Below are 22,267 nucleotides of genomic sequence, written 5' to 3'. Positions count from 1 at the left end.
CTAGAGCGCTCCGGACGGTAGAGAACCGACAATGTCCCGCGGGGATTCGTGTGGGAAGTCTACACGGGCCCCGCGGGGTGAGAACGCGAGGATTGTCCGGTGATCGTCGTCGTCGCGCCCGGACAGGGCTCCCAGACCCCCGGCTTCCTCGCCCCCTGGCTCCAGGACGCCACCGTTCGTGAACGAGTCGGGCAGTGGTCGGAGTCGATCGGCGTCGACCTCGCCGAGCACGGCACGAACTCCGACGCGGACACCATCAAGGACACCGCGCTCGCACAGCCCCTCATCGTCGCCGCCGGCCTGGTGACCGCCGACGCCCTGCTCGCCGAGGGCCGTCGTGCACTGGTGGGCGGGGTCGCCGGACACTCGGTGGGCGAGTTCACCGCCGCCGCCGTCGCCGGGATCCTCGAGCCGACCGACGCCGTCGCCCTGGTCGCCGAGCGCGGCCGGGCCATGGCAGACGCCGCAGCGCTCGAGCCGACCTCGATGGCCGCCGTCCTCGGTGGCGACGCCGACGCGGTCGCCGCAGCCCTCGCCGAGCACGGCCTCGTGCCCGCGAACCACAACGGTGGCGGCCAGACCGTCGTCGCGGGTGCCGCAGACGCCATCGCGGCCCTCGCGGCCGACCCGCCCGCCAAGGCCCGGGTGATCCCGCTCGCCGTGGCCGGTGCGTTCCACACCCGGTACATGGCCCCCGCCGTCGAGCGAGTCGCTCCGGTCGCGGCCGCCGCCACCGTGCAGGACCCGACCCTGCCGATCTGGACCAACGCCGACGGCTCCCGCGTCGACGACGGGCGCCGCTTCGTCGACCTGATGGTCCAGCAGATCGCGAGCCCCGTGCACTGGGACGCGGTCATGGAGTCCTTCTCCGCCGCCGGCGTGACCGGCATCATCGAGCTCGCACCCGCCGGTGCCCTCGTCGGCCTGGCGAAGCGCGGCCTCCGCGGCACGCCGACCGTCGCCATCAAGACCCCCGACGACCTGCCTACAGCGATCGACCTGCTGCAGCGCGCGGGCCAGGAAGCAGACGCAACCGCATGACCGACCCGACCACCCCGACGGACGCCCCCACGGGCCTCCCGACCGGATCCGCGCGCCCGCTGCTCCAGCAGCGCCGCGGCCACGAGTTCACCCGGATCCTGGCGTTCGGCGCCGCCCGCGGCGAGAACGTCGTGCCGAACGACGACCTCGTCGGCCCGATCGACTCGTCCGACGAGTGGATCCGCCAGCGCACCGGCATCATCACCCGCAAGCGCGCGGGCAAGGACGTCGAGGCCGTCGACCTCGCCGAGGCCGCCGCACGCGAGGCCATCGAGAAGGCCGGCATCGAGCCGTCCCAGATCGGCGTCGTGCTCGTGAGCACCGTCACGCACACCGTGGCGACCCCGTCGATGGCGTCGCTGCTCGCCGAGCGCATCGGCGCCACCCCGGCCGCCGCGTACGACATCAGCGCCGCCTGTGCCGGGTACGCCTACGGCATCGCCCAGGCCGACTCGTTCATCAAGTCCGGGCTCGCCGACCACGTGCTGGTCGTCGGGGCCGAGAAGCTCAGCGACGTCGTCGACCCGACGGACCGCTCGATCTCGTTCCTGCTCGGGGACGGTGCCGGCGCCGCCGTGATCGGCCCGAGCGACTTCCCGGGCATCGCCCCCACCATCTGGGGTTCCGACGGCTCGAAGTGGGACGCCATCGGCATGACCGCGACCTACAACGAGTGGGAGGCCGGGGCACCGCGTCCGACCATGCGCCAGGCCGGGCAGACGGTGTTCCGCTGGGCCGTCTGGGAGATGGTCAAGGTCGCCCGCCAGGCGCTCGAGACCGCCGGCGTCCGCCCCGAGGACCTCGCCGCGTTCGTGCCGCACCAGGCGAACATCCGCATCATCGACGAGTTCGCCAAGCAGCTCGGCCTGCCCGAGACGGTGACGATCGCCCGCGACATCACCACCACCGGCAACACCTCCGCCGCGAGCATCCCGCTCGCCACGCACCGCCTGCTCGAGGAGCACCCGGACCTGTCGGGCGGCCTCGCCCTGCAGATCGGCTTCGGCGCCGGACTCGTGTTCGGTGCCCAGGTGGTCGTCCTCCCCTGATCCCCGTCCGGTCGCGCACCCGCGCGCCCGGTCCCCATCCCGACGAGCCTCCGCGCACCCGGACCCCGCGTGCCCTAGGCTGGTCAACGGTCAAACGACACCCCCCTTCAAGGAGAACACTCATGGCCCTGTCCAACGAAGAAGTCCTCGCCGGCCTGGCCGAGCTGATCAACGACGAGACCGGTATCGCCACCGACACCGTCGCCGCCGACAAGTCCTTCACGGACGACCTCGACATCGACTCCATCTCGATGATGACCATCGTGGTCAACGCCGAGGAGAAGTTCGACGTGAAGATCCCGGACGAAGAGGTCAAGAACCTCAAGACCGTGGGCAACGCGGTCGACTACATCGTCAAGGCCCAGGCCTGACACGAGCTTCCTGAGCGCCGCGGCCCGCGGACCCCTGCGGGCCGTGGCGCTCATCTTGTTCACCCCAACGAAAGAACACGTCGTCCCATGACCAAGAAGACCGTCGTCGTCACCGGGATCGGTGCGATCTCACCCCTCGCCGCGACCGCCCCGGACACCTGGGACGCGCTGCTCGCCGGCAAGTCCGGCATCACCCGCATCGAGGACCCCCGCTACGCCGAGCTCGAACTCCCGGTGGAGTTCGCCGGCCAGGCGCGCCGGTTCCTCACCGACCAGCTCACCCGCCCCGAGTCGAAGCGCCTCGACCCCTCGTCGCAGCTGTCGCTCGTCGCGGCACGCGAGGCCTGGGCCGACGCCGGCATCGACGACGAGTCGGTCGTGCCCGAGCGCCTCATCGTCGACTGGGCGACCGGCATCGGCGGCGTGAACACGCTGCTCGACGCCTGGGACACCCTGCGCGAGAAGGGCCCGCGTCGCGTCCTGCCGATGACGGTCCCGATGCTCATGGCGAACGGCCCCGCCGCCGCCATCGAGATGGAGTTCGGCGCCCGTGGTGGTGCCCGCACCTACCTGTCCGCCTGCGCGTCGTCGACCGAGTCGCTGGCCGAGGCGTACCGGCACATCGCCGACGGCGACGCCGACATCGTCATCACCGGTGGCGCCGAGGCCGCGCTGCACCCGCTCCCGCTGGCCGCGTTCGCCGCGATGCAGGCCCTGTCGCGCCGCAACGACTCCCCCGAGACCGCGTCACGTCCCTACGACGTCACGCGTGACGGCTTCGTGCTCGGTGACGGCGCAGCGGCGCTCATCCTCGAGTCGAAGGAGCACGCGGAAGCCCGCGGCGCGACGATCTACGCCGAGGTCGCCGGCTCCGGCATCACCTCGGACGCCTTCCACATCACCGCGCCGGACCCCGAGGGCAGCGCCGCCGCCCGTGCGGTCCTGCAGGCCCTCGAGCACGCCGACGCGAGCATCGAGGACGTCGTGCACGTCAACGCGCACGCCACCTCGACCCCCGTCGGGGACGTCGCCGAGTACCACGCGATGCGTCGGGTCTTCGGCGACCACCTGGACGACGTCGTGGTGTCCGCGACCAAGGCCTCGACGGGTCACCTGCTCGGTGGTGCCGGTGCGATCGAGGCGGTCTTCACCGTCCTCGCGCTGCACAACCGCGTCGCCCCGCCGACGATCAACCTGCACGACCAGGACCCGGAGATCGTCATGGACGTCGCCCGCGAGCCGCGTGCACTGCCCGAGGGCGACCTGCTCGCGGTCAGCAACTCGTTCGGCTTCGGCGGCCACAACGCCGTGGTCGCGTTCCGCAGCGTCTGATCCGTCCCACCCTGCCAGGAGGCCCGTCCCGCGTCGTCGGGGCGGGCTTCCGTCGTTCCGGTGCCGGTCGGAGTCCCGGCAACACGCCGACGTGTCGCTGAGGCGCCCCGGAAACGACGAGACGCCGCCGTATTCGGCGGCGTCTCGAGTCTTCGGCGGCGTCAGGACAGCACGCCGGCGTGTTGCGCACCCGACGTCGGCGTCCGGCGCACCGAGACGCCGGCGTGTTGCGAGTCGGGTCAGCCGACGCGGTGCAGCCAGACGACCGGGTTGCCCTCGGCCGCGTGGCGGAAGGGCTCGAGCTCGTCGTCCCAGGCCTGCCCGAGGGCGAGCCGGAGCTCACGGTGCAGCTCGAGGGCGTTGCTGCCCGCGACCTCCATCGCGTAGCGCACCCGGTCCTCGGGGATGACCATGTTGCCCGTGACGTCGGTCTGCGCGTAGAACACGCCGAGGTCGGGCGTGTGCATCCAGCGACCGCCGTCCGAGGCGCTCGTCGGCTCCTCGGTGACCTCGTACCGCAGGTGTTCCCATCCGCGCAGGGCCGACGCGATCGCGGCGCCGGCGCCCACCGCACCGGTCCACGTGTACTCGGTCCGGCGCGCACCGTCCTGTGTGGGCTGGTCGAGCCACGAGAAGTTCACGGCGCGGTTCATCGCGCGACCTGCTGCCCATTCGACGTGCGGGCAGAGCGCGCGGGGTGAGGAGTGCACGTAGAGCACTCCTGTCGTCGTTCCGTTCACGGTTCCTCCGATACGTCAGGTGCGACTTCCCCATCGACCTGGTGCGGAGGATCCTGACCCGAGGGGCCACGGAACCATCGGTATGCGATTGTGATGTCCCGACGGGACACGCCCATTATGCAGCGCCGCGGCTGGGAACGGCAAGGAACCGACCCCGATCAGTGCAGGACGGCACCGTCCGCGTCGACCGGGTGTCGCTCCCCCGCCGTGATCGGCACCGGGACGCGGTTGTCCTCCGGTGGGATCGGGCACGCGTACTGGTACGAGAACGCGCACGGCGGCAGGACCAGCCGGTTCCAGTCGAGCTCGACCGTGGCCTCCGTGCCGGGGTCGTCGAGGTACAGGAACCGACCCATCGAGTAGGTGCTGCCCGGGTCGTCCTCGGGCAGGGCGCTCGTGGCGTCCTGCACGATGAGCTGCAGCCGCGGGGCTCCGCGGTGGGCCGCCGACCTGACGGCGACGAACCGCACCGTGGCACCACCCACGACGGTCTCGACGTGTCCGGCGACCGGCAGGGCGTCGCCGGCGGCGTCGCGGACGCTGCCACGGGCCTCCAGGTCGTCTCCCACCAGCGGGACGTACGTGCCGGACGTCACCCAGTCGCCGGACCACGCGAAGCGGGCGATCTGTGCGAAGCGGGCGATCGCCTCGGACGACGGGTCCCAGACGCGCAGGGTGTCACCGCTGACGGTGCCGGCGAAGCCGTCCGGCAGCGCGACGGTCGACGGCACGACGGCGGTGTCCCCGGCCACCAGGACCGTGCCGTCGACCGGGACGCCGTCGACGACGACGCCGTCGGAGGCCTCGGCCGTCACGGTGAGTCCGCCGACGGCCGGGGCCCACGTCCCGGGGACCGGCCAGACCGGCTGCGGATGATCGACGTGCTGGGCGTTCACCAGGGCGAGCGGCCCACGGGCACTGCGCGCCCAGCGGTCACGGTCGTGGACGTGCTCGGCGAAGGCGGCGACGACCGCGTCGTCGGGTGCGCCGGTGCCGCTCGTCACGCCTGCTCCTGGCGGGGGTAGATGACCTTCTGCACGATGATGATGACCGACGCCGCGACGGGCAGCGCCACGAGCGCACCGAGCACGCCGCCGATCGTGCCGCCCGCGACCGCCGCGATGACCACGAGCGCGCCGGGCACCTGGACCGCACGCGACATGATGCGCGGGGAGATCAGGTAGGCCTCGACCTGCATGTAGACGAGGTAGTAGATGGCGGCGGCGAGGGCGGTGGCCGGCGACGCGAAGAAGCAGAGCAGCGAGATGACGATCGCGGCGGCGAGCGTGCCGACGAGCGGGATGAGCGAACCGAGGAACGCGAACGACGCGAGCAGCACCGGCAGCGGCGCCCCGATGATGAGCAGGAAGATGAAGCTCAGGATGCCGTTGATCAGTGCCTGCGACACCTGCCCGACGACGTAGCGGCCGACGGCCTGCGTGATCTGCTCGCTCACGTCGATGAAGTTCTGGCGGCGCGACGCCGGCACGAACCGGTAGGTCGCACGCTTCATGCCCCGCATCGACGCGAGGAAGTAGAGCATCAGGATGATGACGATGAGCGCCCCGGTGACGCCGGACAGGATGCCGCTGCCGACCGCCAGGATCCCGCCGCCGACGCTGAGCAGGTTGCCCGGCTTCTCGACGAACGACTGCAGCGACTGCAGGGCGTGGTCGATGTCGAACGACCCGGCGAACTGCTTCGACAGGTCCTGCACCCACTGCTGCTGCGAGATGTCCTGCACGATGTCGGGGAAGTTCTGGATCAGGTTCGACGCCTGCTCCACCAGGATCGGCACCACGGCGAACACGATGCCGGCGAAGGCCCCGAGGACCGCGACCACGACGATCGTGATGGCGGACCAGCGCGGGATGATCCGCTCCAGGAACGACACGAGCGGGTCGATGCCGAGTGCCAGGAACAGCGCGACCCCGATGTAGACCAGCACCGTGCTGAGCTCGTTGATGATCGCACCGGCGAGCAGCGCGACGAGCACCCCGATGGCGCCCATGAACCCGAGGCGGAAGGCGTTCACGCGCACGCCGGTACCGCCACGGGTCACCTCGAAGGTGACGTTCGGTGTCGGTGCGTGGTCGTCCTGCGACGTGTCGCGCTTCCTTGGCATGTGCACGTAGGGCGGGCGGGACTCGAACCCGCGGATCGTTCGGTTATGAGCCGACTGCCTTGACCAGCTTGGCTACCGCCCCTCGCCGGAGACCCTCAGGCCACCGGCTCACCACGATACAGCGACTCGAACGTCGACAGCGTGCGGTTGATGTCGTGTGCCTCGATCATGGTCAGACTGCGATCCCGCATCGCGACGTACTCCGACTCGGGCGCGGTGAGCACCGTCGTGAGCTTCGCCGCCAGGTCGTCCACGTCGCCCGGGGTGAACAGGTACCCGTTGCCGTCGATCAGGTGCGGGAGCGCCATCGAGTCGGCGGCGACGACGGGCAGCCCCGAGGCCATCCCCTCGAGCGACGAGATGCTCTGCAGTTCCGCCGTCGACGGCATCGCGAACACCGTCGCGTTGGTCAGGGCCTCCTGCTTGCGCTCGTCGGAGACGAACCCCAGGAACCGCACGCGGTCCTCGAGCCCGAGCTCCTTCGCCAACGCGGTGAGCTTCGGGATCATCTCGCCGTCGCCGACGATGGTCAGCGTCGCGGACAGCTCGGCGGGCAGCAGCGCCACCGCGCGGACGAGCACGTCGAGGTTCTTCTCGGGGGCCACGCGACCGACGAAGACGATGTCGTTGTTGACCGGGCGTCCTTCGCGCGCCACGTACCGGGACGCGTCGATGCCGCACGAGATCGCGAGGACCTGCTGGCCGGCGATGGCCTTCCGCAGGTAGTCGGCGGCCAGGTTCGTCGGCGTCGTGATGGTGTCGGCCAGCCGGTAGGTCTTGGCGGCGTCGCTCCACGCGATCTTCAGCGCGAGGGGCAGCGTCCACTTGCCGAACGGTGTGTACTCGAGCAGGTTCTCCGGCATGAAGTGGTTCGTCGCGATGACCCGGATGCCGCGGTCGTTCGCCTCGTGCACGATGCCGCGGCCGATGACCACGTGCGACTGGATGTGCAGCACGTCGGGCTTGACGGCGTCGAGGATCGGTCCGGTCCACTTCCGGACGCTCCACGGCCACACGAAGCGCAGCCACGGGTGCAGCGGCCACTTGTACGACTTCAGGCGGTGCACGACGAGCGTGACGCCGTGGTGCTCCTCGTCGAAGGTGCCGTAGTGGCGGCTCGAGGCCGGGGCCACGACGTGCACCTCGTGCCCGCGCTCGGCCAGGCCGACGGCGAGCTGCTCGGCGAAGGTGGCGGCGCCGTTGACGTCGGGGGCGAAGGTGTCCGCTGCGATCAGCACGCGCAACGGCCGGTGACCGCCCGTCGCTTCCGTCGGTCCGGCGGTGGCGGTGGTGGCGTCTCCTGACACGGCTGAGTTCGTCCTCTCGTGGGCGATGGCTGGTCGGCAGTGACGCTATCGCACCCGGATCGACGGTCGCGTCAGCCGCGCGGATGAGGGCGGCGACCACCCGGGGTGCGCGGCGAGTGCACCGCCGCGTGCGCGCCGGTCGCCCGCGTCGGCCGGCGTCAGGCCCGGGTCTGCGGGTGGTGCTTGGCGAGCAGGAACACCCCGGTGATGGCGATGCCCGCGGCCACCACGAACCCCGCCACCGCGAACCACGGCGCCCCCGAGGCCTCGCCGAGCACGATCACGCCGATGCCGACCGCGACGATCGGGTCGATCACCGTCAACCCCGCGATCACGAGGTCGGCCGAGCCGCTCGAGTACGCGTTCTGCACGAAGTACCCGCCGAGCGATGCCGCCACGACCACCCCGACGATGGCGAGCACGGTCAGCCAGTCGAAGGTGCCGTTCACGAAGCGGTTCAGCACCACCTTGGCCAGCGTCGCCACGAACCCGTAGAGCACTCCCGCCCCGACGATGTAGTACAGCGCACTGCGGTGCTTGGCGACCAGGCGGAACGACACCAGCACGAGCACCAGCACGACGGCCAGGATCACCAGTACGGTGACGAGCTGCTGACGGGTGATCGCGCTCTCGTGCCCGACGAACGCGGCGATCCCGACGAAGATGCCGACACCGATGATGCACGTCCACACGGCCCGCCGGGCACGGCGACCGAGTGGCACACCGGACGACCGCGACGAGAACCACGTCGTGATGACGAGGGCGACGGCACCCAACGGCTGCACGACGATCAGGGGCGCGAACGTGATGCTGATCAGCTGGAGCACCACCGCGATGCCGAGCATGAGCGTGCCGAGCACCCAGTAGCCACTCGAGACGAGCCCGACGACGTGCCGGACGCTCAGCCCCTTCGACTGCCGACCGAGACGCGCCTCGACCCGCTGGACCCCGCGGCTCTGGAACTGCGCCCCGAGCGACAGGAACACCGCACCGATCAGCGCCACCGGGATCATCAGCGCCTGGAACGGCGTGAGGTTGCTCACGGCGTCGGGCAGCTGGAGGTCCGTCGTCACGCGTCGAGGCTACCGTCCCCCGCCGGATAACCTGGGTGAATGGCCGTTCTCCCGATCCGCATCACCGGCGAACCCGTCCTGCACGAGCGTGCAGCCGAGGTCACCGCGTTCGATGACGACCTCCGCACCCTCGTCGCCGACATGCTCGAGACCATGGACCTGGCACCGGGCGTCGGCCTGGCCGGTCCGCAGGTGGGCGTCGGCAAGCGCCTGTTCGTGTACTCCTACACCGACGACGACGACGTCCTGCACCGGGGCGCCGCCGTGAACCCCGTCCTGTGGATCACGCCCCCGGTGCCCGAGTCCGTCGAGGAGCTCGACGAGGACGAGGAGTCCGAGGGCTGCCTGTCGATCCCGGGCGAGCGGTTCCCGCTCCGCCGCTCCGAGGGCGCCCTGCTGCGGGCCTTCGACGAGCACGGCACCCCGTTCGAGGTCGAGGCGCACGGCTGGCTGGCCCGGATCTTCCAGCACGAGTACGACCACCTGGACGGCTGGCTCTACGCCGACCGCCTGGTGCGCCCCTACGGCAAGCAGGTCGCCAAGGCGATCCGCAAGAGCAGTTGGGGCGGCCCCGGCCAGTCCTGGTTGCCGGGTCGCGACCACCCCGAGGGCTGACTGACGCCGGTCAGTGTCGGCACCCGGTGCCGTCCAGCCCGTCGCTGGTCCGGCGGGCGGCCTGGAGGCCCGGCTCAGCCCCGGTAGGCAGCCAGTGCGTCCCGCAGGCGGTCGGTCTCCGGGTGCCCCGGGCAGTACCGCAGGAGCCCGGCGGCCACGTGCGCACCGCGCGCGTCGGCGACCGCCGACGTCCACGGCGCCGAGCCGCGGACCGCGCACGTGCTCGCGAGCTCGACCAGGGTCGCGTCACCGCGCGCCGCCGCCACCGCGGCCTGCTGCTGGCTCGACGGCACCGACCCGGTCAGGCGCTTCGCCGAGCAGTCGGCGCGCTCGGCCTCCCACACCGCCGAGTAGGTGGTGTAGGTCTCGCTGTCCGATCCGTCGGCGGCGCAGACGAACGCGAAGACCACGGGCGACGCGCCCGAGCCCAGGCCGGTGTCCGAGCTCGTCGGGTCCTCGGACGCGTCGGTGTCCGGGCCGACGCTGCTGCAGCCGGTGAGCACCGCCGTCACGGCGACGACGACGCCGAGGAGCGTGAGTCGAGGCGAACGGGAACGGTGCACCTGTGAACGCTAACAGCAAGCGCTGCGGACGACCCGTACGGCGGCTCCTGCGATGATGGTCCGGCATCGCCCTGTCCTGGAGGTCCTCATCCCCCGCCTGCACTCCCGCCCCGTCCGTGCGACGGCCCTCGTGGTCGTCGCCCTGGCTGCTGTGTTCGTCGCCTACTGGCACCTCGGCCGTCCGACCATCGTGAACGACGAGTTCGTGTACCTCCGCGCGAGCTGGGCCTACGTGCACGGGAACTTCTCGCTCAACCTCGAGCACCCGCCGCTCGCGAAGTACGTGTACGGCGTGGCGCAGCTCCTGGTGGGACAGGGGCCGCTCGGGCCGAGGCTGGTGGCTGCGACCGCGATGCTCGGCACGGGTGTCGTCCTGTTCCTCTGGCTGCGACGCGAGGTCGGCTTCTGGACCGGCCTGACCGCGGCGGCGACGTGGTGGCTGACGCCGCGTGGCTCGGGCTCGTCCTGGGCGGAAGCCGGGTCGGTCATCGGTGTCCGCATCGACCGGTTCGCGATGCTCGAACCCCTCATGGTCTTCTTCGCCGTCGCCTCGCTCGCCGCGGCCTGGCGCTGGATGCGGACCGGCAACCGGTGGTGGGTGGCCGCATCGGGTGCGCTGCTCGCACTGTCCGTGACCTCGAAGGTGTCGACGGCAGTGCTCGTCCTCGCCGCGGGAGCACTCCCCCTGCTGTTCCGTCGGTGGCGCGACCTGGGGGTCGGTGCGCTGTACGGCGGCATCGCGTTCGTGGTCGTGTTCGTGGTCGTCTACCTGCCGGTCGGGCTCTTCGGGGCCATCGGGCAGATGCTCCGGTTCCAGGCGCAGCAGAACGCCCACGGGCACCCGACGACCATCCTCGGGACGATCTACCCGGCGGCACCGTGGTGGGCGAACTTCGCCTTCCTCGCCGACGGCACGGGCTGGTTGCTGCTCACCGTCCTGACCATCGGTGTGGTCGCCGCCCTCGTCGTCCGACCGGACCGCCTGGTCGCGTACCTCGGCATCGCCCTCGGTGTCTTCCTCGTCTTCTACGTCATCGTCGCCAACGTCTCGCTGCCGTACTACTACGACGCGTGGATGCCGTTCATCATCGCCTTGGCGGCGATCGGGTACGGGCGACTGGCGACCGTCCGGCCGCCCGTCGGACGCATCACGGCGGCAGTGCTCGTCGCCGCGCTGCTCATCCCCGTCGCCCGGCTCGGCGTCGCCGTCGTGCAGACCCGTCCGAGCGGGATCGCTCTGCTCTCGGATGCTCTGAAGGTCCGCGGACACGACTCCGAAGGCGTCCTCTTCAGCCAGTTCAGCGCCAACACCTGGCGCATCTACTTCGGGGACCGTGGCTCCATGCGCCCGGAGAACGGACCGTTCGACGCCGTCGTCGTCGGCTCGGACACCCGGCGGACCATGCCCGAGCAGGTCCGGACGTTCCTCGACGAACACGCTGCAGAACTCCAGCACTTCCGGCTCGACTACCTCGACGTCTACGTGCCCCGACAGGGGATCATCGAGGACAACAACCGGGACGGCACGCTCAGGGTCGAGCCCGACGCTCGCTGACCGCGATCGAGGTTCAGCTGTCCTGTCCGGCGACGACGACGTCCACCGGCGCCTCGAGACGACCGCCGTGTCGTGCGTCCGTGCGGATCTGGCACCGGACGGTCGTCGTGCCGACCGGCGCGGTGACCACACGGTCACTGCAGTTCGGAGAAGTCAGTCCGAGTGGCAGTTCCAGTCGGAGCACGACGCGGACTGCTGTGCCGTCGGTGCTCCGGACCGAGAGCGCTCCGGGTTCCAGTGCTGTGCCCCGGACGCTCATCTGCTCGATCCGAGCGCCCGACAGGTCGGCACCGGAGACGTCTGCACCGTCGATCCGGGCGGAGGAAAGATCAGCGTCCGCGAGCCGGGCTCCGCGCAGATCAGCACCGCGCAGATCGGCGGCGTGCAGATCAGCCTCCCGGAGGTCCGCGCCGCGCAGGTCGGTCGAGCGCAGGTCGGCTCCGAAGAACACGGTCTCGGAGAGGTCTGCGTCATGGAGGTCAGCACCACGCAGGTCTGCGAGCCGGAGGTCGGCCGTCGAGAGATCGACCGATGACAGGTCGGCTCCGGGGCACGCCGTCGCCGTGGCCGGCCCCGGCTCGGACACCACCGCACAACCGTCGACATCGTGACTCGTACCCCCATCGTCGCCCGGCCTGAGGAAGGCTGCGACACCGATCACCACGACGAAGGCAGCTGAGGCGACTCCGACGCTCACCCCACGGGCGCGACGGGACGCGCTCACGACTCGACCCCGGTCAGCCATCTCGGCAGGACGTCGAGCCCCCAATCGGAGTACCACGCGGCGGAGTGTGCGTAGGGGAAGAACGCGCTCAGAGGGTTGTACAACACGAAGAGCGCGGCGAGCACCACGCCGACCACGGCCGTCGCGACGGAACGCGTTCGCGGTCGGAGACGTCGGAGCCACGTCCGGACACCGACCAGGACGACGACCACGGCCAACGGCATCGCTGGCAGCAGGTAGCGACCGGAGAACGCGTACGACTCCCCCAAGTTGACCATCGTGGCGGCGTTGAAGCAGAGGACGGCGAACGTGTAGGTCGCCGCGACCGCGGCGCACCAGGTGAGCGCCGCATCGTGCAGGATCCGTCGGGCCTGCGTCAGCGCGATCCCGATGCCGACGACGGCGCTCGAGGCTCCGAACACGACGACCGACGGGTTCGGACGCCACGGGAACGAGGCGCCCCAGAAGAAGAACAGTGACTGGAAGTAGATCGTCACCCATGACCACAGGAAGGACAGCGGCGCGAATGCCGGCAGCGTTCCGTTCACCTCGGCCAGGTCGTGGGCACGGGAAGCCGCGTAGTTCCGGCGGAAGATCGCGTAGTCCATGCAATCGGCACGACTGTGCAGGGCAGTACAGGCGGGGTTCACCGCGTGGAACTGCAACAGGTTCAGACCGAAGCGCTCGATCGCGAGAGCGGTCAGCACACCGCCGATCACGAGCAGCACGATCGACTGTCCGGGTCGCGCGCGGAGTCCCCCGACGGCTCGCTGCACCGGGTGCCGCAACCACGACCAGCCGGCGGCGCGGTACCGCAGCAGGATGGCGAAGAACCCTCCCGCGAGCACGAACGGTGCCTGCGAGTACTTCATCAGGAGGGCGAACAGCGCTGCGACGGCCATCCAGGCCAGCGTGCGCAGTCCCCCACCGCGGACGAAACGGACCGCGACGGCGGCGAACACGAAGAGCGCTGCCATGGCCGGGGCGTCGTAGCTCACCGACGCGGCCTGCCAGGTGAACCGCCCCGTGAACGCCGTCGCCACGATCGCGAGCAGCCCGATCGACGCGGGGACGCGAGCGTGCTGGAACAGCGACCGGAGCGCGATGAGCCCCGAAGCTGCCCACAGCACGTTCACGGCACGGAGAACGAAGACGACTTGCTCGTAGTCGAGCCCGATTGCGAGTGCTCCGCGCGCGGGGAACGACATCAGGTAGTGGTACAGGTACAGCGGCGACCGGACGACCTCGCCCATCCAGAGCTGCGACGGGTCGACCTGCTGCAGGTAGGGGCCCGCGAGCACGGGGCGCTCGGCGTAGAGCAGGATGTTCCAGACGTGCCCTCGCTCGTCCGGGGCCGCGGCCACGTGGACGTGGAACCACCCGGCGAAGGCGAACCCCATGACGACGAAGACCGTCAGCACCACCACGAACGACGCTCGTGACGACAGTGCGACGTCCACCGCCTGCACGACGGACCGCCGCTCCGTTCGCTCCGAACGTCCGCGGCGGGACTCCCGAGTGTTCGTCATGACGGAACGATCGTACAGGGAGCACCGAACGCGCACGACGACAGCAACGCAAAAGGTCCCCACCCCGAAGGGATGAGGACCTGTCGCTCCCCGAGTTGGACTCGAACCAACAACCTGCCGGTTAACAGCCGGCTGCTCTGCCAATTGAGCTATCGAGGATCACTGTCCGCTGGCGAATGACGTGCGAACAACGGGTAACAGCATAGCAGGACGCCGAGGCCCTCCACCGCATCGGACACGCCGCCCGGGCGCGCCGCGCTTCGAGGCCCCCGTGTCAGTACCCGGCGACCGGGTCGACGACGCCGACGAAGCCCTCGCCGTCGCCCCCGAGGAACGCCGCGGCGTTGAGCCAGACGCGCTCGGCGAGCAGCGGTGCGACCATCTCCGGGGTGTCGGCCTGGTGCGGGGTGATGACCGCGCCGGGCTCCGACCAGAGCGGGTGCCCGTCGGGCAGCGGCTCGGGGTCGGTGACGTCGAGGCCGACCGCGGCGATCTCCCCCGCGCGCAGGGCGGCGACCAGTGCGTCGGTGTCCACGAGTCCGCCGCGGGCGATGTTCACGAGCCGGGCGGACGGCTTCATGATCCGGAACTGCTGCTCACCGAAGAGCTTCGCTGTGCCCGAGGTCATCGCCGCCGCGATCATCACGACGTCGGCGTCGGGCAGGACCCGGTCGAGCTCGTCGGTGGTGACGGTCCGCGCGGCTCCCGGCACGGGCTCGGGCGAGCGGCGCACGACCGTGACGTCGACGTCGAACGGCGCGAGCAGCCGGAGGTACTCGAGGGCGATCCCGCCCGCACCGATCACGACGACGTTCCGCCCGTACAGCGAGACACCCTCGGGCTCGGTCGCCCACGACGACGCACGAGCGCGCTTCTGCAGGACCCGGAGCGTGCCGAGGGTCAACGCGAGCGCGTGCTCGGCGACCGGCTCCGCGTAGGCGCCCTTGGCCGAGGTGAACAGCACGCGGTCGCCGTGCTCCTGGATCAGGTGCGCGAAGGCGTCGACGCCGGCGAACGGCAGCTGCACCCAGCCCACACCCGGTGCCGACGACAGCGCGTCGGCGAGTCCGGCCGGGTCGCGGGGGTCGAGCCAGACGATCCCGCGGGTGTCGGCGTCGAGCGGCGCGACGGTGCCGCCGGCCTCGGTCACGGCGTCCACGTGCAGGTCCGTCGGTTCCGGCAGCACGGCGACCGGCCCGGGCTGCGGGGCGTCGATCGGCAGCGGTGCACCCGACGTGGGGACGACGGCGCGGTGGCCGCGGGGGCCCTTGGTTGTGGCGCTCACGCGTTCTCCTGACGGTCGGTGCGCGGGCCGGTGCCGGCGGCGAGCGGACGACGCGGCGCCGACGAACGGCGGGCCGCGGTCGGTGCCGGACGACGCTTCACGCCGCGGGCCGCGGTCGAGGCGAGGGTCTTGACGTAGGGGTCGACGGGGTTGTCGAGGACCTCGTCGAAGGTGCCGAGCCCGACGAGCCGGGCGTCGGCCATCACGGCGACGCGGTCGGCGAGGGCGCGGGCCTCGCGCAGGTCGCTGGACACGACGACGGCCGAGAACTGCCGGCCGCGCTGCAGGGTCGCCAGGGCCTCGAGCACGGACTGCCGCACGAGTACGTCGACGCCACGCGCCGGTTCGTCCGCGACCAGCAGCTGGGGCTCGAGCACGAGCGCCTTCGCCAGGGCGACACGCTGACGCTGCCCGCTCGAGAGCTCCCAGGTGTTCAGGCGCATCGCCCCGAGCGGCAGGTGCACCGCGTCGAGCAGCCGGGCGACGATGAGCCCGGCCTCGCGCCGGTCGAACCGGCGGTCGCGGGCGTAGATCGGTTCGGCGACGGCCTCGCCGACGGTCAGGTCCGGGCTGAGCCGGTCGGCGCCGTCCTGCGGCAGGTACCCGATCCGGCCGCTCAGCCGTTCGAGCTTGCGCGACGAGGGACGGAGGCCCCGGGTCTTCTGGCCGAGCACGGTCAGCTCGCCGCCGACGATGTGCCGACGGAGGGCGCCCTCGCCCTCGCCGTGGGATCCGAGCTGGCCAGCGATGGCGGCGGCGAAGGTCGACTTGCCCGATCCCGACTCACCGAGCAGGGCGAGGATCTCCCCCTGCCGGACCGTGAGGCTCACGCCGTCGACGGCCCGGATGGACTCGCCCCCGCGTCCGCCCCGGTACTCGATCGACACGTCGTCCGCGACGACCGCCGGTCCGTTGACCGCGATCATGGGTCCCCTTCCACGCCGCCCCCTGGCGGCGGTTCGCGACGGGCCGCCCTGGCAGGTCCGTCGTGCGTGCAGCAGTGGAGACGACCGCCCTGGAGGCCCGGCGTGCGTCGACGACGCTGGCCGGGCCTCCAGGGCGGGTCACCTCGGGTCAGGACCCGACGTTCTCCAGTCGCTCCAGCGTACGCCGTCGCTCCGCCTGCTCGGCTGGGTCCGGCACCGGCAGCGACGCGAGGAGCCGCTGCGTGTAGGGGTGCTGCGGCGCGCCGAGGACCTGCGCCGTCGTGCCCGTCTCGACCAGGTCACCGCGGTACAGCACCGCGATCCGGTCGGACAGCGCGCCGACGACCGCGAGGTCGTGGCTGATGAACAGCGAGGCGAAGCCGAGGTCCTGCTGCAGCTCGAGGAAGAGCTCGAGCACCCGGGCCTGCACGGAGACGTCCAACGCACTCGTCGGCTCGTCGGCGATGAGCAGCTTCGGCCGGAGCGCGAGCGACCGGGCGAGCGATGCACGCTGGCGCTGCCCGCCGGAGAGCTCGTGCGGGTAGCGGTCGCCGTACGCGGCCGGCAGCTGCACGGCCTCGAGCAGCTCGTCCACCCGCTTGCGCGCGGCACGGGGGCTCGAGACCTCCTTGTGCACGACCAGCGGCTCGGCGACGCACTCGGCGATCGTCAGCAGCGGGTTGAACGAGGTCGCCGGGTCCTGGAACACGAACCCGATGTCCTTGCGCAGGTGCTTGAAGTCGCGTTCGCGGTACCCGAGCATCTCGGCGCCGAGCACCTTGAGCGAGCCGCCGGTGACCTTCGTCAGGCCCGCCATGGCCCGGCCGATGGTGGTCTTGCCCGAGCCGGACTCCCCCACCAGACCGAGGACCTCGCCCGGACGGATCGCCAGGTCGACGCCCTTGACCGCCTTGAACGCCGGCGAACCGAGCCGCCCGGGGTACTCGATCTCGAGCCCCTTCGCCTCCACCAGCGGGGTGACGTCCTCGGAGATCGCGGCGCGCCGGGCCACCCCGGTGGACGCCTCGAGCCGGGGCACCGCCGCGAGCAGCCGCTTGGTGTAGTCGGCCTGCGGCGTCGCGAACAGTGCCGTCGCCGTGGCCTCTTCGACGATCTCGCCCTGGTACATCACGGCGACGCGGTCGGCCAGGTCGGCGACGACGCCCATGTTGTGCGTGATGACGACGATCGCGGTGCCGAACTCGTCGCGGCAGCGGCGCAGCAGGTCGAGGATCTCGGCCTGCACCGTCACGTCGAGTGCCGTCGTCGGTTCGTCCGCGATGATGACGCTCGGCTCGAGGGCCAGTGCGCTCGCGATGACCACGCGCTGCTTCTGCCCGCCGGAGAACTGGTGCGGGTAGTGGTCGACGCGGGTCTCGGGGTCGGGGATGCCGACGCGACCGAGGTAGTCGATGGCCTTCGCCCGTGCTTGCTTCTTGGACACGCCGCCGTGGGCACGGAGCCCCTCGGCGATCTGCCACCCGACGGTGAAGACCGGGTTGAGCGCGGTCGACGGCTCCTGGAACACCATCGCGCCGGCGGTCCCGCGGAGCTCGCGGAGCTTCTGCGAGCCGACCGACACGACGTCGGTGCCGTCGAGCAGCACCGCACCGCCGAGTGTCGCCGTCTCCGGCATGAGCCGCAGCATGCTGCGGGCCGTGACGGACTTGCCCGAGCCGGACTCGCCGACCAGGGCGAGGACCTCGCCGGGGCGGACGTCGAGGCTGACGCCCTTGACCGCGTCGACGGCGCCGCCGTCGGTCGCGAAGGTGACGGTCAGGTCGTCGACGACGACGACCGGCTCGGTGGTGGTGTCACCCGGTTGCAGGCGGGTGGTCGGGGTCATGCGCCCGTCCCTTCCGTGTCGTTCCCGGCGGTGCGCGGTGCCTCGGGGTTGCGCGTGTCGCGGGGTGTGCCGGCGTCGCGCGTCTCGCGCGTCTCGCGCGTCTCGCGCGTGGACACGAGCTGCTTCAGGCGTCGGCGTGCACGCAGGCGGGGATCGGAGATGTCGTTCAGGCTCTCGCCGATGAAGGTCACGCCGAGCACGAGCACCACGATCGCGACACCCGGGTAGACACCGGTCCACCAGACGCCGCTCGCGACGTCCGAGAGCGCGCGGCTCAGGTCGTAGCCCCACTCGGCACCGGACGTCGGACCGATGCCGAACCCGAGGAAGCCGAGGCCGGCCAGGGTCAGGATCGCGTCGCTCGCGTTGAGCGTCAGGATGAGCGGCAGGGAACGGGTCGAGTTCCGCAGGACGTGCCGCGTCATGATGCGCCACGGGTTCGTGCCCATCACGCGCGCCGACTCGACGAACGCGTCGTTCTTCAGCCGGACGGCCTCGGCACGGACCACGCGGAAGTACTGCGGCACGTAGACGACGGTGATCGAGATCGCCGCCGCGATGATGCCGCCCGAGTAGCTCGAGTTGCCGCCGGAGATGACGATCGACACGATGATCGCGAGCAGCAGCGACGGGAACGCGTAGATGGCGTCGGCCACGACCACCAGGACGCGGTCGAGCCAGCCGCCCAGGTACCCGGAGACCATGCCGAGCAGGACACCGACGATGATCGAGACGATCACGGCGACGATGACGACGAGCACGGCCGTGCGGGCGCCGTAGAGCACGCGACTGAACACGTCGAAGCCGCCGACCGTCGTGCCCCAGATGTGCTCGGCACTCGGTGCACCGGTGCGCGGGAAGCTCTGCCCGTCCGCGCCCTGCAGCTGGCCGAAGCCGTACGGGGCGAGGAGCGGGGCGAACACCGCGACGAGCAGGTAGAGGGCGCAGATGACCACGCCGACGATGAGCATGGCGCGCTGCCAGCCGGTGCTCCGGCGCAGCTGGACCACCACGGGGAGCCGCTTCCAGAGCGGCTCGTGGCGGTCGACGAGGGTGGTGTCGGCCATCGTCAGAACCTCACTCTCGGGTCGATCAGGGCGGCGACGACGTCGACGATGAAGTTGGTCACCGCGACGATCACCGCCAGCATCGCGACGATGCCCTGCACCGCGACGAAGTCACGGGCCGACAGGTACTGGTTGAGCTCGAAGCCCAGACCGCGCCACCCGAAGGTCGTCTCGGTGAGCACCGAGCCGCCCAGGAGCATCGCGATCTGCAACCCCATCACGGTGATGATCGGCACGAGGGCCGGACGGAACGCGTGGGTGCGCACCAACCGCGACTCGCGCACACCGCGGGACCGGGCGGCGTCGACGTACTCGGAGCCGAGCGACCCGATCATGTTCGCGCGCACCAGGCGCAGGAAGATGCCGGCGGTGAGCAGGCCGAGCGTCAGCGCGGGCAGGACGGCGTGCTGGAGCACGTCGCCGATGACCTGGGCGTTGCCGGTGCGGAGCGCGTCGATGATGTAGATGCCGCTCGCGCCGGGGATGCCGTCGAGGATGAGCGACACCCGGGTCGAGGCCCGGTCGCCGAGGGGCAGCCAGCCGAGCCACACCGAGAAGACGAGCTTGAGCAGCAGACCGCCGAAGAACACCGGCGTGGCGTAGGTCAGGATCGCGAGCGCACGCAGCAGCACGTCCGGCCACTTGTCACGCGTGTACGCGGCGAGCATGCCGAGCGGGATGCCGAGCACCAGCGCGACGATGAGCGCGTAGAACACGAGCTCCGCGGTCGCACCGCCGTACGTGACGATGATGTCGGTGATCGGACGGTTGTCCGTCGACGAGGTGCCGAAGTCGCCGCGCAGGATGTTGCCGAGGTACTCGAAGTACTGCACGAGCACCGGCCGGTCGTACCCGGCGGCGTGCAGGCGTTCCTGCAGCTGGCTCGGCGTGAGTCGACCGCCGACCGATGCGGTGATCGGGTTCCCGATGACGCGCATCAGGAAGAACACGAGCGTCACCAGGATGAAGACGGTCGGGATGATGAGGAGGAACCTGACGAGGATGTACCGGCCGAGTCCGCCACCACTGTTCTTGGCACTGCGTTGTGCCTGTGGCTTGGTGGGATCGGTGCCGTTCACGTCCTGCGTCGCCTCGGGAGTGCTGAGGGTCACGGGGTGTGTGCCTTTCGTCGCCGTTGCACAGGCACGCGGGCGTCCCTCGTGGGAACGCCCGCGGCCTGCACGTGGGGCTTGGTGCTACTTGCTCAGGGTGGCGTACCGGAACTTGAACGAGGCGTCGAGGGTCAGGCCCTTGACGTCCTTGCCGGCGACCGCGACGGACTTGCCCTGCAGCAGCGGCAGCGTCGAGATCTGGGTGGCCTCGCGCTCCTGGGCCTGCTCGATCAGGTCAGCACGCTTGTCCGGGTCGGACTCGGCCTGCTCCTTCGCGATGAGGTCCTGGATCTCCGGGTCGTCGTAGTGGTTCTGGACGAAGTTCTCCTTGGTGAAGAACGGCGACAGGTAGTTGTCGGCGTCGGAGAAGTCCGGGAACCAGCCGAGCTGGTACACGGGGTAGGCGTCCTTGGTGCGCTCCTGCGCGTAGGTCGTGTAGACCGTCGACTGGATGTTGACGGTGAACAGACCGGAGTCCTCGAGCTGCTGCTTGAGCAGCGCGTACTCGTCGTCCGAGGCCGAACCGTAGTGGTCGGGCGCGTACTGGATGTCGAGCTGCACCTTGCCCGTGACGCCGGCGTCCGACAGCGTCTTCTTCGCCTTGGACACGTCCGCGCCGCCGTCACCGTCGCCGTACATCTCCTTGAACGGCTGGACCGCGCCGGTCAGGCCGTCCGGCACCATCGAGTACAGCGGGGTGAAGGTGTCGTTGTAGACCTCCTTCGCGAGCTGGGCGCGGTCGACCACGTCGGCCGCGGCCTGACGCACGGCCAGGGCCTTCGCCTCGTCGGCGTCGTCCTGCCCGGTGCCGAACGGCTGCGTCTTGAAGTTGAAGACCACGTAGCGGATCTCGCCGCCGGGGCCGTCGGTGACCTTGAGGGAGTCGTCCTTGCGCAGGTCCGAGATGTCGGTCGGCGTCAGGGAGCGGTACGCCACGTCGACGTCGCCCTTCTGCACGGCGAGCTTGAGGTCGGTCTCCTTGGTGTAGTAGCTGGCGGTGACCTCGTCGGTCTTCGCCTTGCCGAGGAGGCCGTCGTACTTCGGGTTCGTCTTGTACTGGATCGTGTCGTTCTCCTTGTAGGAGCTGATCTGGTACTGCCCGGCGAACGCCTTGCCCTTGACGATGTCGTCGGCGCTGGTGAGCTTCGTCGCGCTGAAGACGTCCTCGTCGACGATCGGACCCGCGGGGCTCGAGAGCACCTGCGGCCAGGTCTGGTCGGCGTGGTCGAGGTTGAACACCACGGTGGTGTCGTCCGGGGTGTCGATGCTCTTGAGGTTGGCCAGCAGCGACTGCGGACCGTTCTCGTTGTTGATCTTCAGCTCGCGGTCGAACGAGAACTTCACGTCGCTCGACGTGAGCTTGTTGCCGTTCGCGAACTCGAGCCCGTCCTTGAGGGTGACCTCGTAGGTGGTCGGGTTCGTGAACTCCGCCTTCGTGGCGATGTCCGGCTCGACGTCCGGGCTCCCCACGGGCGTGTTCATCAGGAACGGGAACACCTGGTTCTGCACGGCGAAGGAGCCGTTGTCGTAGGAACCGGCCGGGTCGAGGGACGTGATCTTGTCCGTCGTCCCGATGCTCAGGCCGTTCAGTTCGGTGTCACTCACGCTGCTGCTCGCGCAGCCGGTCAGCACCAGCGCCGTCGCTGCTGCACCGGCGCCGAGCGCGATGCCGCGCTTGCCCCACTTGGTCACGGATGCCATGTCCGCTGCCTCTCTGGTCATGATTGCAAGAGTCCTGAGCCGGAGGGTGGAACGTCTGTGTGCCCGGCCAGGAACGCTCATTGGTATCACCCTGTCACGGAACAGAACGAACCGGGGGCGATTTGTTTACACCGCTGTAATGCACGGGCCCGCCGCGTGATGCATGATTCCGCCGGAATCGAGCGGCGCGTCACGCACGAAAGTTGCGTGGTGCAACCGAGGCGGTCTGGCACTCAAGAGCGCCTGTCGAGCGACGGTTCGTGCGATCTCGCCCGCCCTGCCGGGAGCCCCACCCCGCGTCCGCCC

20 protein-coding genes and 2 tRNA genes are annotated in these 22,267 nt (G+C 70.5%); 6 read left to right on the top strand and 16 right to left on the bottom strand.

What is annotated here, in order from left to right; translation table 11 throughout:
- Window positions 1-99: 99 nt before the first annotated feature.
- The 4 genes from DEJ01_RS12845 (at window position 100) to DEJ01_RS12830 (ending at window position 3,793) form a co-directional block, all read left to right on the top strand.
- Window positions 100-1,041: an ACP S-malonyltransferase gene (locus tag DEJ01_RS12845; protein ID WP_111093207.1), complete on the top strand. Its 942-nt coding sequence runs from the start codon at window positions 100-102 to the stop codon at window positions 1,039-1,041.
- The gene (locus DEJ01_RS12840) at window positions 1,038-2,090 is read left to right on the top strand and encodes a beta-ketoacyl-ACP synthase III (protein WP_071405345.1); all 1,053 of its coding nucleotides are present in this window, start codon (window positions 1,038-1,040) and stop codon (window positions 2,088-2,090) included. Before DEJ01_RS12845 ends, DEJ01_RS12840 begins: the two co-directional genes overlap by 4 nt.
- A 122-nt stretch (window positions 2,091-2,212) precedes the next feature.
- On the top strand, window positions 2,213-2,461 hold the full coding sequence (locus tag DEJ01_RS12835; protein ID WP_017886710.1) for an acyl carrier protein: 249 nt from the start codon (window positions 2,213-2,215) through the stop codon (window positions 2,459-2,461).
- An 87-nt stretch (window positions 2,462-2,548) separates the two neighbouring features.
- Window positions 2,549-3,793, top strand: coding sequence for a beta-ketoacyl synthase (locus tag DEJ01_RS12830; RefSeq protein ID WP_027465338.1), 1,245 nt, complete (start codon window positions 2,549-2,551; stop codon window positions 3,791-3,793).
- Window positions 3,794-4,032: 239 nt separating this feature from the next.
- Here the strand turns inward: DEJ01_RS12830 and DEJ01_RS12825 are convergent, their stop codons facing one another.
- The 6 genes from DEJ01_RS12825 to DEJ01_RS12800 all read right to left on the bottom strand — a co-directional run bounded on the left by DEJ01_RS12825 (window position 4,033) and on the right by DEJ01_RS12800 (window position 9,038).
- Window positions 4,033-4,533: a DUF3145 domain-containing protein gene (locus DEJ01_RS12825; protein ID WP_258375716.1), complete on the bottom strand. Its 501-nt coding sequence runs from the start codon at window positions 4,531-4,533 to the stop codon at window positions 4,033-4,035.
- Window positions 4,534-4,691: 158 nt separating this feature from the next.
- Complete coding sequence (locus DEJ01_RS12820; RefSeq protein ID WP_111093205.1) at window positions 4,692-5,537, bottom strand: DUF1684 domain-containing protein; 846 nt, start codon at window positions 5,535-5,537, stop codon at window positions 4,692-4,694.
- Window positions 5,534-6,658 (bottom strand): AI-2E family transporter, encoded by a 1,125-nt coding sequence (locus tag DEJ01_RS12815; RefSeq protein WP_171907810.1) that lies wholly within the window; start codon window positions 6,656-6,658, stop codon window positions 5,534-5,536. The genes DEJ01_RS12820 and DEJ01_RS12815 overlap by 4 nt, the downstream gene beginning before the upstream one ends.
- A gap of 7 nt (window positions 6,659-6,665) precedes the next feature.
- A tRNA-Ile gene (locus DEJ01_RS12810) sits at window positions 6,666-6,740 on the bottom strand.
- A 13-nt stretch (window positions 6,741-6,753) separates the two neighbouring features.
- Window positions 6,754-7,965, bottom strand: a complete 1,212-nt coding sequence (locus tag DEJ01_RS12805; protein WP_110864667.1) for a glycosyltransferase — start codon at window positions 7,963-7,965, stop codon at window positions 6,754-6,756.
- Between the two features lie 158 nt (window positions 7,966-8,123).
- Entirely contained in the window at window positions 8,124-9,038 is a 915-nt protein-coding gene (locus DEJ01_RS12800; RefSeq protein ID WP_171907811.1) for a DMT family transporter, read from the bottom strand.
- Between the two features lie 39 nt (window positions 9,039-9,077).
- On the opposite strand from DEJ01_RS12800, the gene def reads away from it, so the two are divergent.
- Window positions 9,078-9,653, top strand: coding sequence for a peptide deformylase (def, locus tag DEJ01_RS12795; protein WP_111093204.1), 576 nt, complete (start codon window positions 9,078-9,080; stop codon window positions 9,651-9,653).
- A gap of 74 nt (window positions 9,654-9,727) precedes the next feature.
- Here the strand turns inward: def and DEJ01_RS12790 are convergent, their stop codons facing one another.
- Window positions 9,728-10,216, bottom strand: coding sequence for a hypothetical protein (locus DEJ01_RS12790; RefSeq protein WP_071405350.1), 489 nt, complete (start codon window positions 10,214-10,216; stop codon window positions 9,728-9,730).
- A 52-nt stretch (window positions 10,217-10,268) separates the two neighbouring features.
- Between DEJ01_RS12790 and DEJ01_RS12785 the strand changes: the two genes are divergently transcribed.
- A complete protein-coding gene (locus tag DEJ01_RS12785; RefSeq protein ID WP_111093203.1) occupies window positions 10,269-11,771 on the top strand; it encodes a glycosyltransferase family 39 protein in 1,503 nt (500 codons plus the stop codon).
- A gap of 13 nt (window positions 11,772-11,784) precedes the next feature.
- Here DEJ01_RS12785 and DEJ01_RS18530 read toward each other — a convergent pair whose 3' ends face one another.
- From DEJ01_RS18530 to DEJ01_RS12745, 9 genes are all read right to left on the bottom strand, one after another.
- A complete protein-coding gene (locus DEJ01_RS18530; protein ID WP_309147063.1) occupies window positions 11,785-12,360 on the bottom strand; it encodes a pentapeptide repeat-containing protein in 576 nt (191 codons plus the stop codon).
- Window positions 12,361-12,491: 131 nt separating this feature from the next.
- Window positions 12,492-14,024 carry a hypothetical protein gene (locus tag DEJ01_RS18315; RefSeq protein WP_220038692.1) on the bottom strand — a complete coding sequence of 511 codons (1,533 nt, stop codon included), beginning with the start codon at window positions 14,022-14,024 and terminating at the stop codon, window positions 12,492-12,494.
- An 86-nt stretch (window positions 14,025-14,110) separates the two neighbouring features.
- A tRNA-Asn gene (locus DEJ01_RS12775) sits at window positions 14,111-14,183 on the bottom strand.
- 115 nt (window positions 14,184-14,298) lie between these two features.
- Window positions 14,299-15,309, bottom strand: coding sequence for a D-isomer specific 2-hydroxyacid dehydrogenase family protein (locus tag DEJ01_RS12770; RefSeq protein WP_258375715.1), 1,011 nt, complete (start codon window positions 15,307-15,309; stop codon window positions 14,299-14,301).
- Complete coding sequence (locus DEJ01_RS12765; protein ID WP_071405352.1) at window positions 15,306-16,235, bottom strand: ATP-binding cassette domain-containing protein; 930 nt, start codon at window positions 16,233-16,235, stop codon at window positions 15,306-15,308. Before DEJ01_RS12765 ends, DEJ01_RS12770 begins: the two co-directional genes overlap by 4 nt.
- 148 nt (window positions 16,236-16,383) lie before the next feature.
- Complete coding sequence (locus DEJ01_RS12760) at window positions 16,384-18,081, bottom strand: ABC transporter ATP-binding protein (RefSeq protein WP_111093202.1); 1,698 nt, start codon at window positions 18,079-18,081, stop codon at window positions 16,384-16,386.
- The gene (locus DEJ01_RS12755) at window positions 18,078-19,148 is read right to left on the bottom strand and encodes an ABC transporter permease (protein ID WP_111093201.1); all 1,071 of its coding nucleotides are present in this window, start codon (window positions 19,146-19,148) and stop codon (window positions 18,078-18,080) included. Before DEJ01_RS12755 ends, DEJ01_RS12760 begins: the two co-directional genes overlap by 4 nt.
- Before the next feature lie 2 nt (window positions 19,149-19,150).
- Window positions 19,151-20,260, bottom strand: a complete 1,110-nt coding sequence (locus DEJ01_RS12750; protein ID WP_372439454.1) for an ABC transporter permease — start codon at window positions 20,258-20,260, stop codon at window positions 19,151-19,153.
- An 84-nt stretch (window positions 20,261-20,344) separates the two neighbouring features.
- Window positions 20,345-21,961: an ABC transporter substrate-binding protein gene (locus DEJ01_RS12745; RefSeq protein WP_111093200.1), complete on the bottom strand. Its 1,617-nt coding sequence runs from the start codon at window positions 21,959-21,961 to the stop codon at window positions 20,345-20,347.
- Between the last annotated feature and the right edge of the window lie 306 nt (window positions 21,962-22,267).

Source organism: Curtobacterium sp. MCLR17_040 (assembly GCF_003234735.1).
In the GTDB taxonomy this organism is placed as follows: domain Bacteria; phylum Actinomycetota; class Actinomycetes; order Actinomycetales; family Microbacteriaceae; genus Curtobacterium; species Curtobacterium flaccumfaciens.
Note: the sequence above shows the minus strand (reverse complement) of the source record. Positions and strands in the feature narration are given on the sequence as shown.

Coding starts and splice junctions, on each gene's coding strand:
- DEJ01_RS12840 (WP_071405345.1), top strand. CDS start 1,038: ATGACCGACCCGACCACCCCGACGGACGCCCCCACGGGCCTCCCGACC.
- DEJ01_RS12835 (WP_017886710.1), top strand. CDS start 2,213: ATGGCCCTGTCCAACGAAGAAGTCCTCGCCGGCCTGGCCGAGCTGATC.
- DEJ01_RS12830 (WP_027465338.1), top strand. CDS start 2,549: ATGACCAAGAAGACCGTCGTCGTCACCGGGATCGGTGCGATCTCACCC.
- DEJ01_RS12815 (WP_171907810.1), bottom strand. CDS start 6,658: ATGCCAAGGAAGCGCGACACGTCGCAGGACGACCACGCACCGACACCG.
- def (WP_111093204.1), top strand. CDS start 9,078: ATGGCCGTTCTCCCGATCCGCATCACCGGCGAACCCGTCCTGCACGAG.
- DEJ01_RS12785 (WP_111093203.1), top strand. CDS start 10,269: ATGATGGTCCGGCATCGCCCTGTCCTGGAGGTCCTCATCCCCCGCCTG.
- DEJ01_RS18315 (WP_220038692.1), bottom strand. CDS start 14,024: ATGACGAACACTCGGGAGTCCCGCCGCGGACGTTCGGAGCGAACGGAG.
- DEJ01_RS12765 (WP_071405352.1), bottom strand. CDS start 16,235: ATGATCGCGGTCAACGGACCGGCGGTCGTCGCGGACGACGTGTCGATC.
- DEJ01_RS12760 (WP_111093202.1), bottom strand. CDS start 18,081: ATGACCCCGACCACCCGCCTGCAACCGGGTGACACCACCACCGAGCCG.
- DEJ01_RS12755 (WP_111093201.1), bottom strand. CDS start 19,148: ATGGCCGACACCACCCTCGTCGACCGCCACGAGCCGCTCTGGAAGCGG.
- DEJ01_RS12745 (WP_111093200.1), bottom strand. CDS start 21,961: ATGGCATCCGTGACCAAGTGGGGCAAGCGCGGCATCGCGCTCGGCGCC.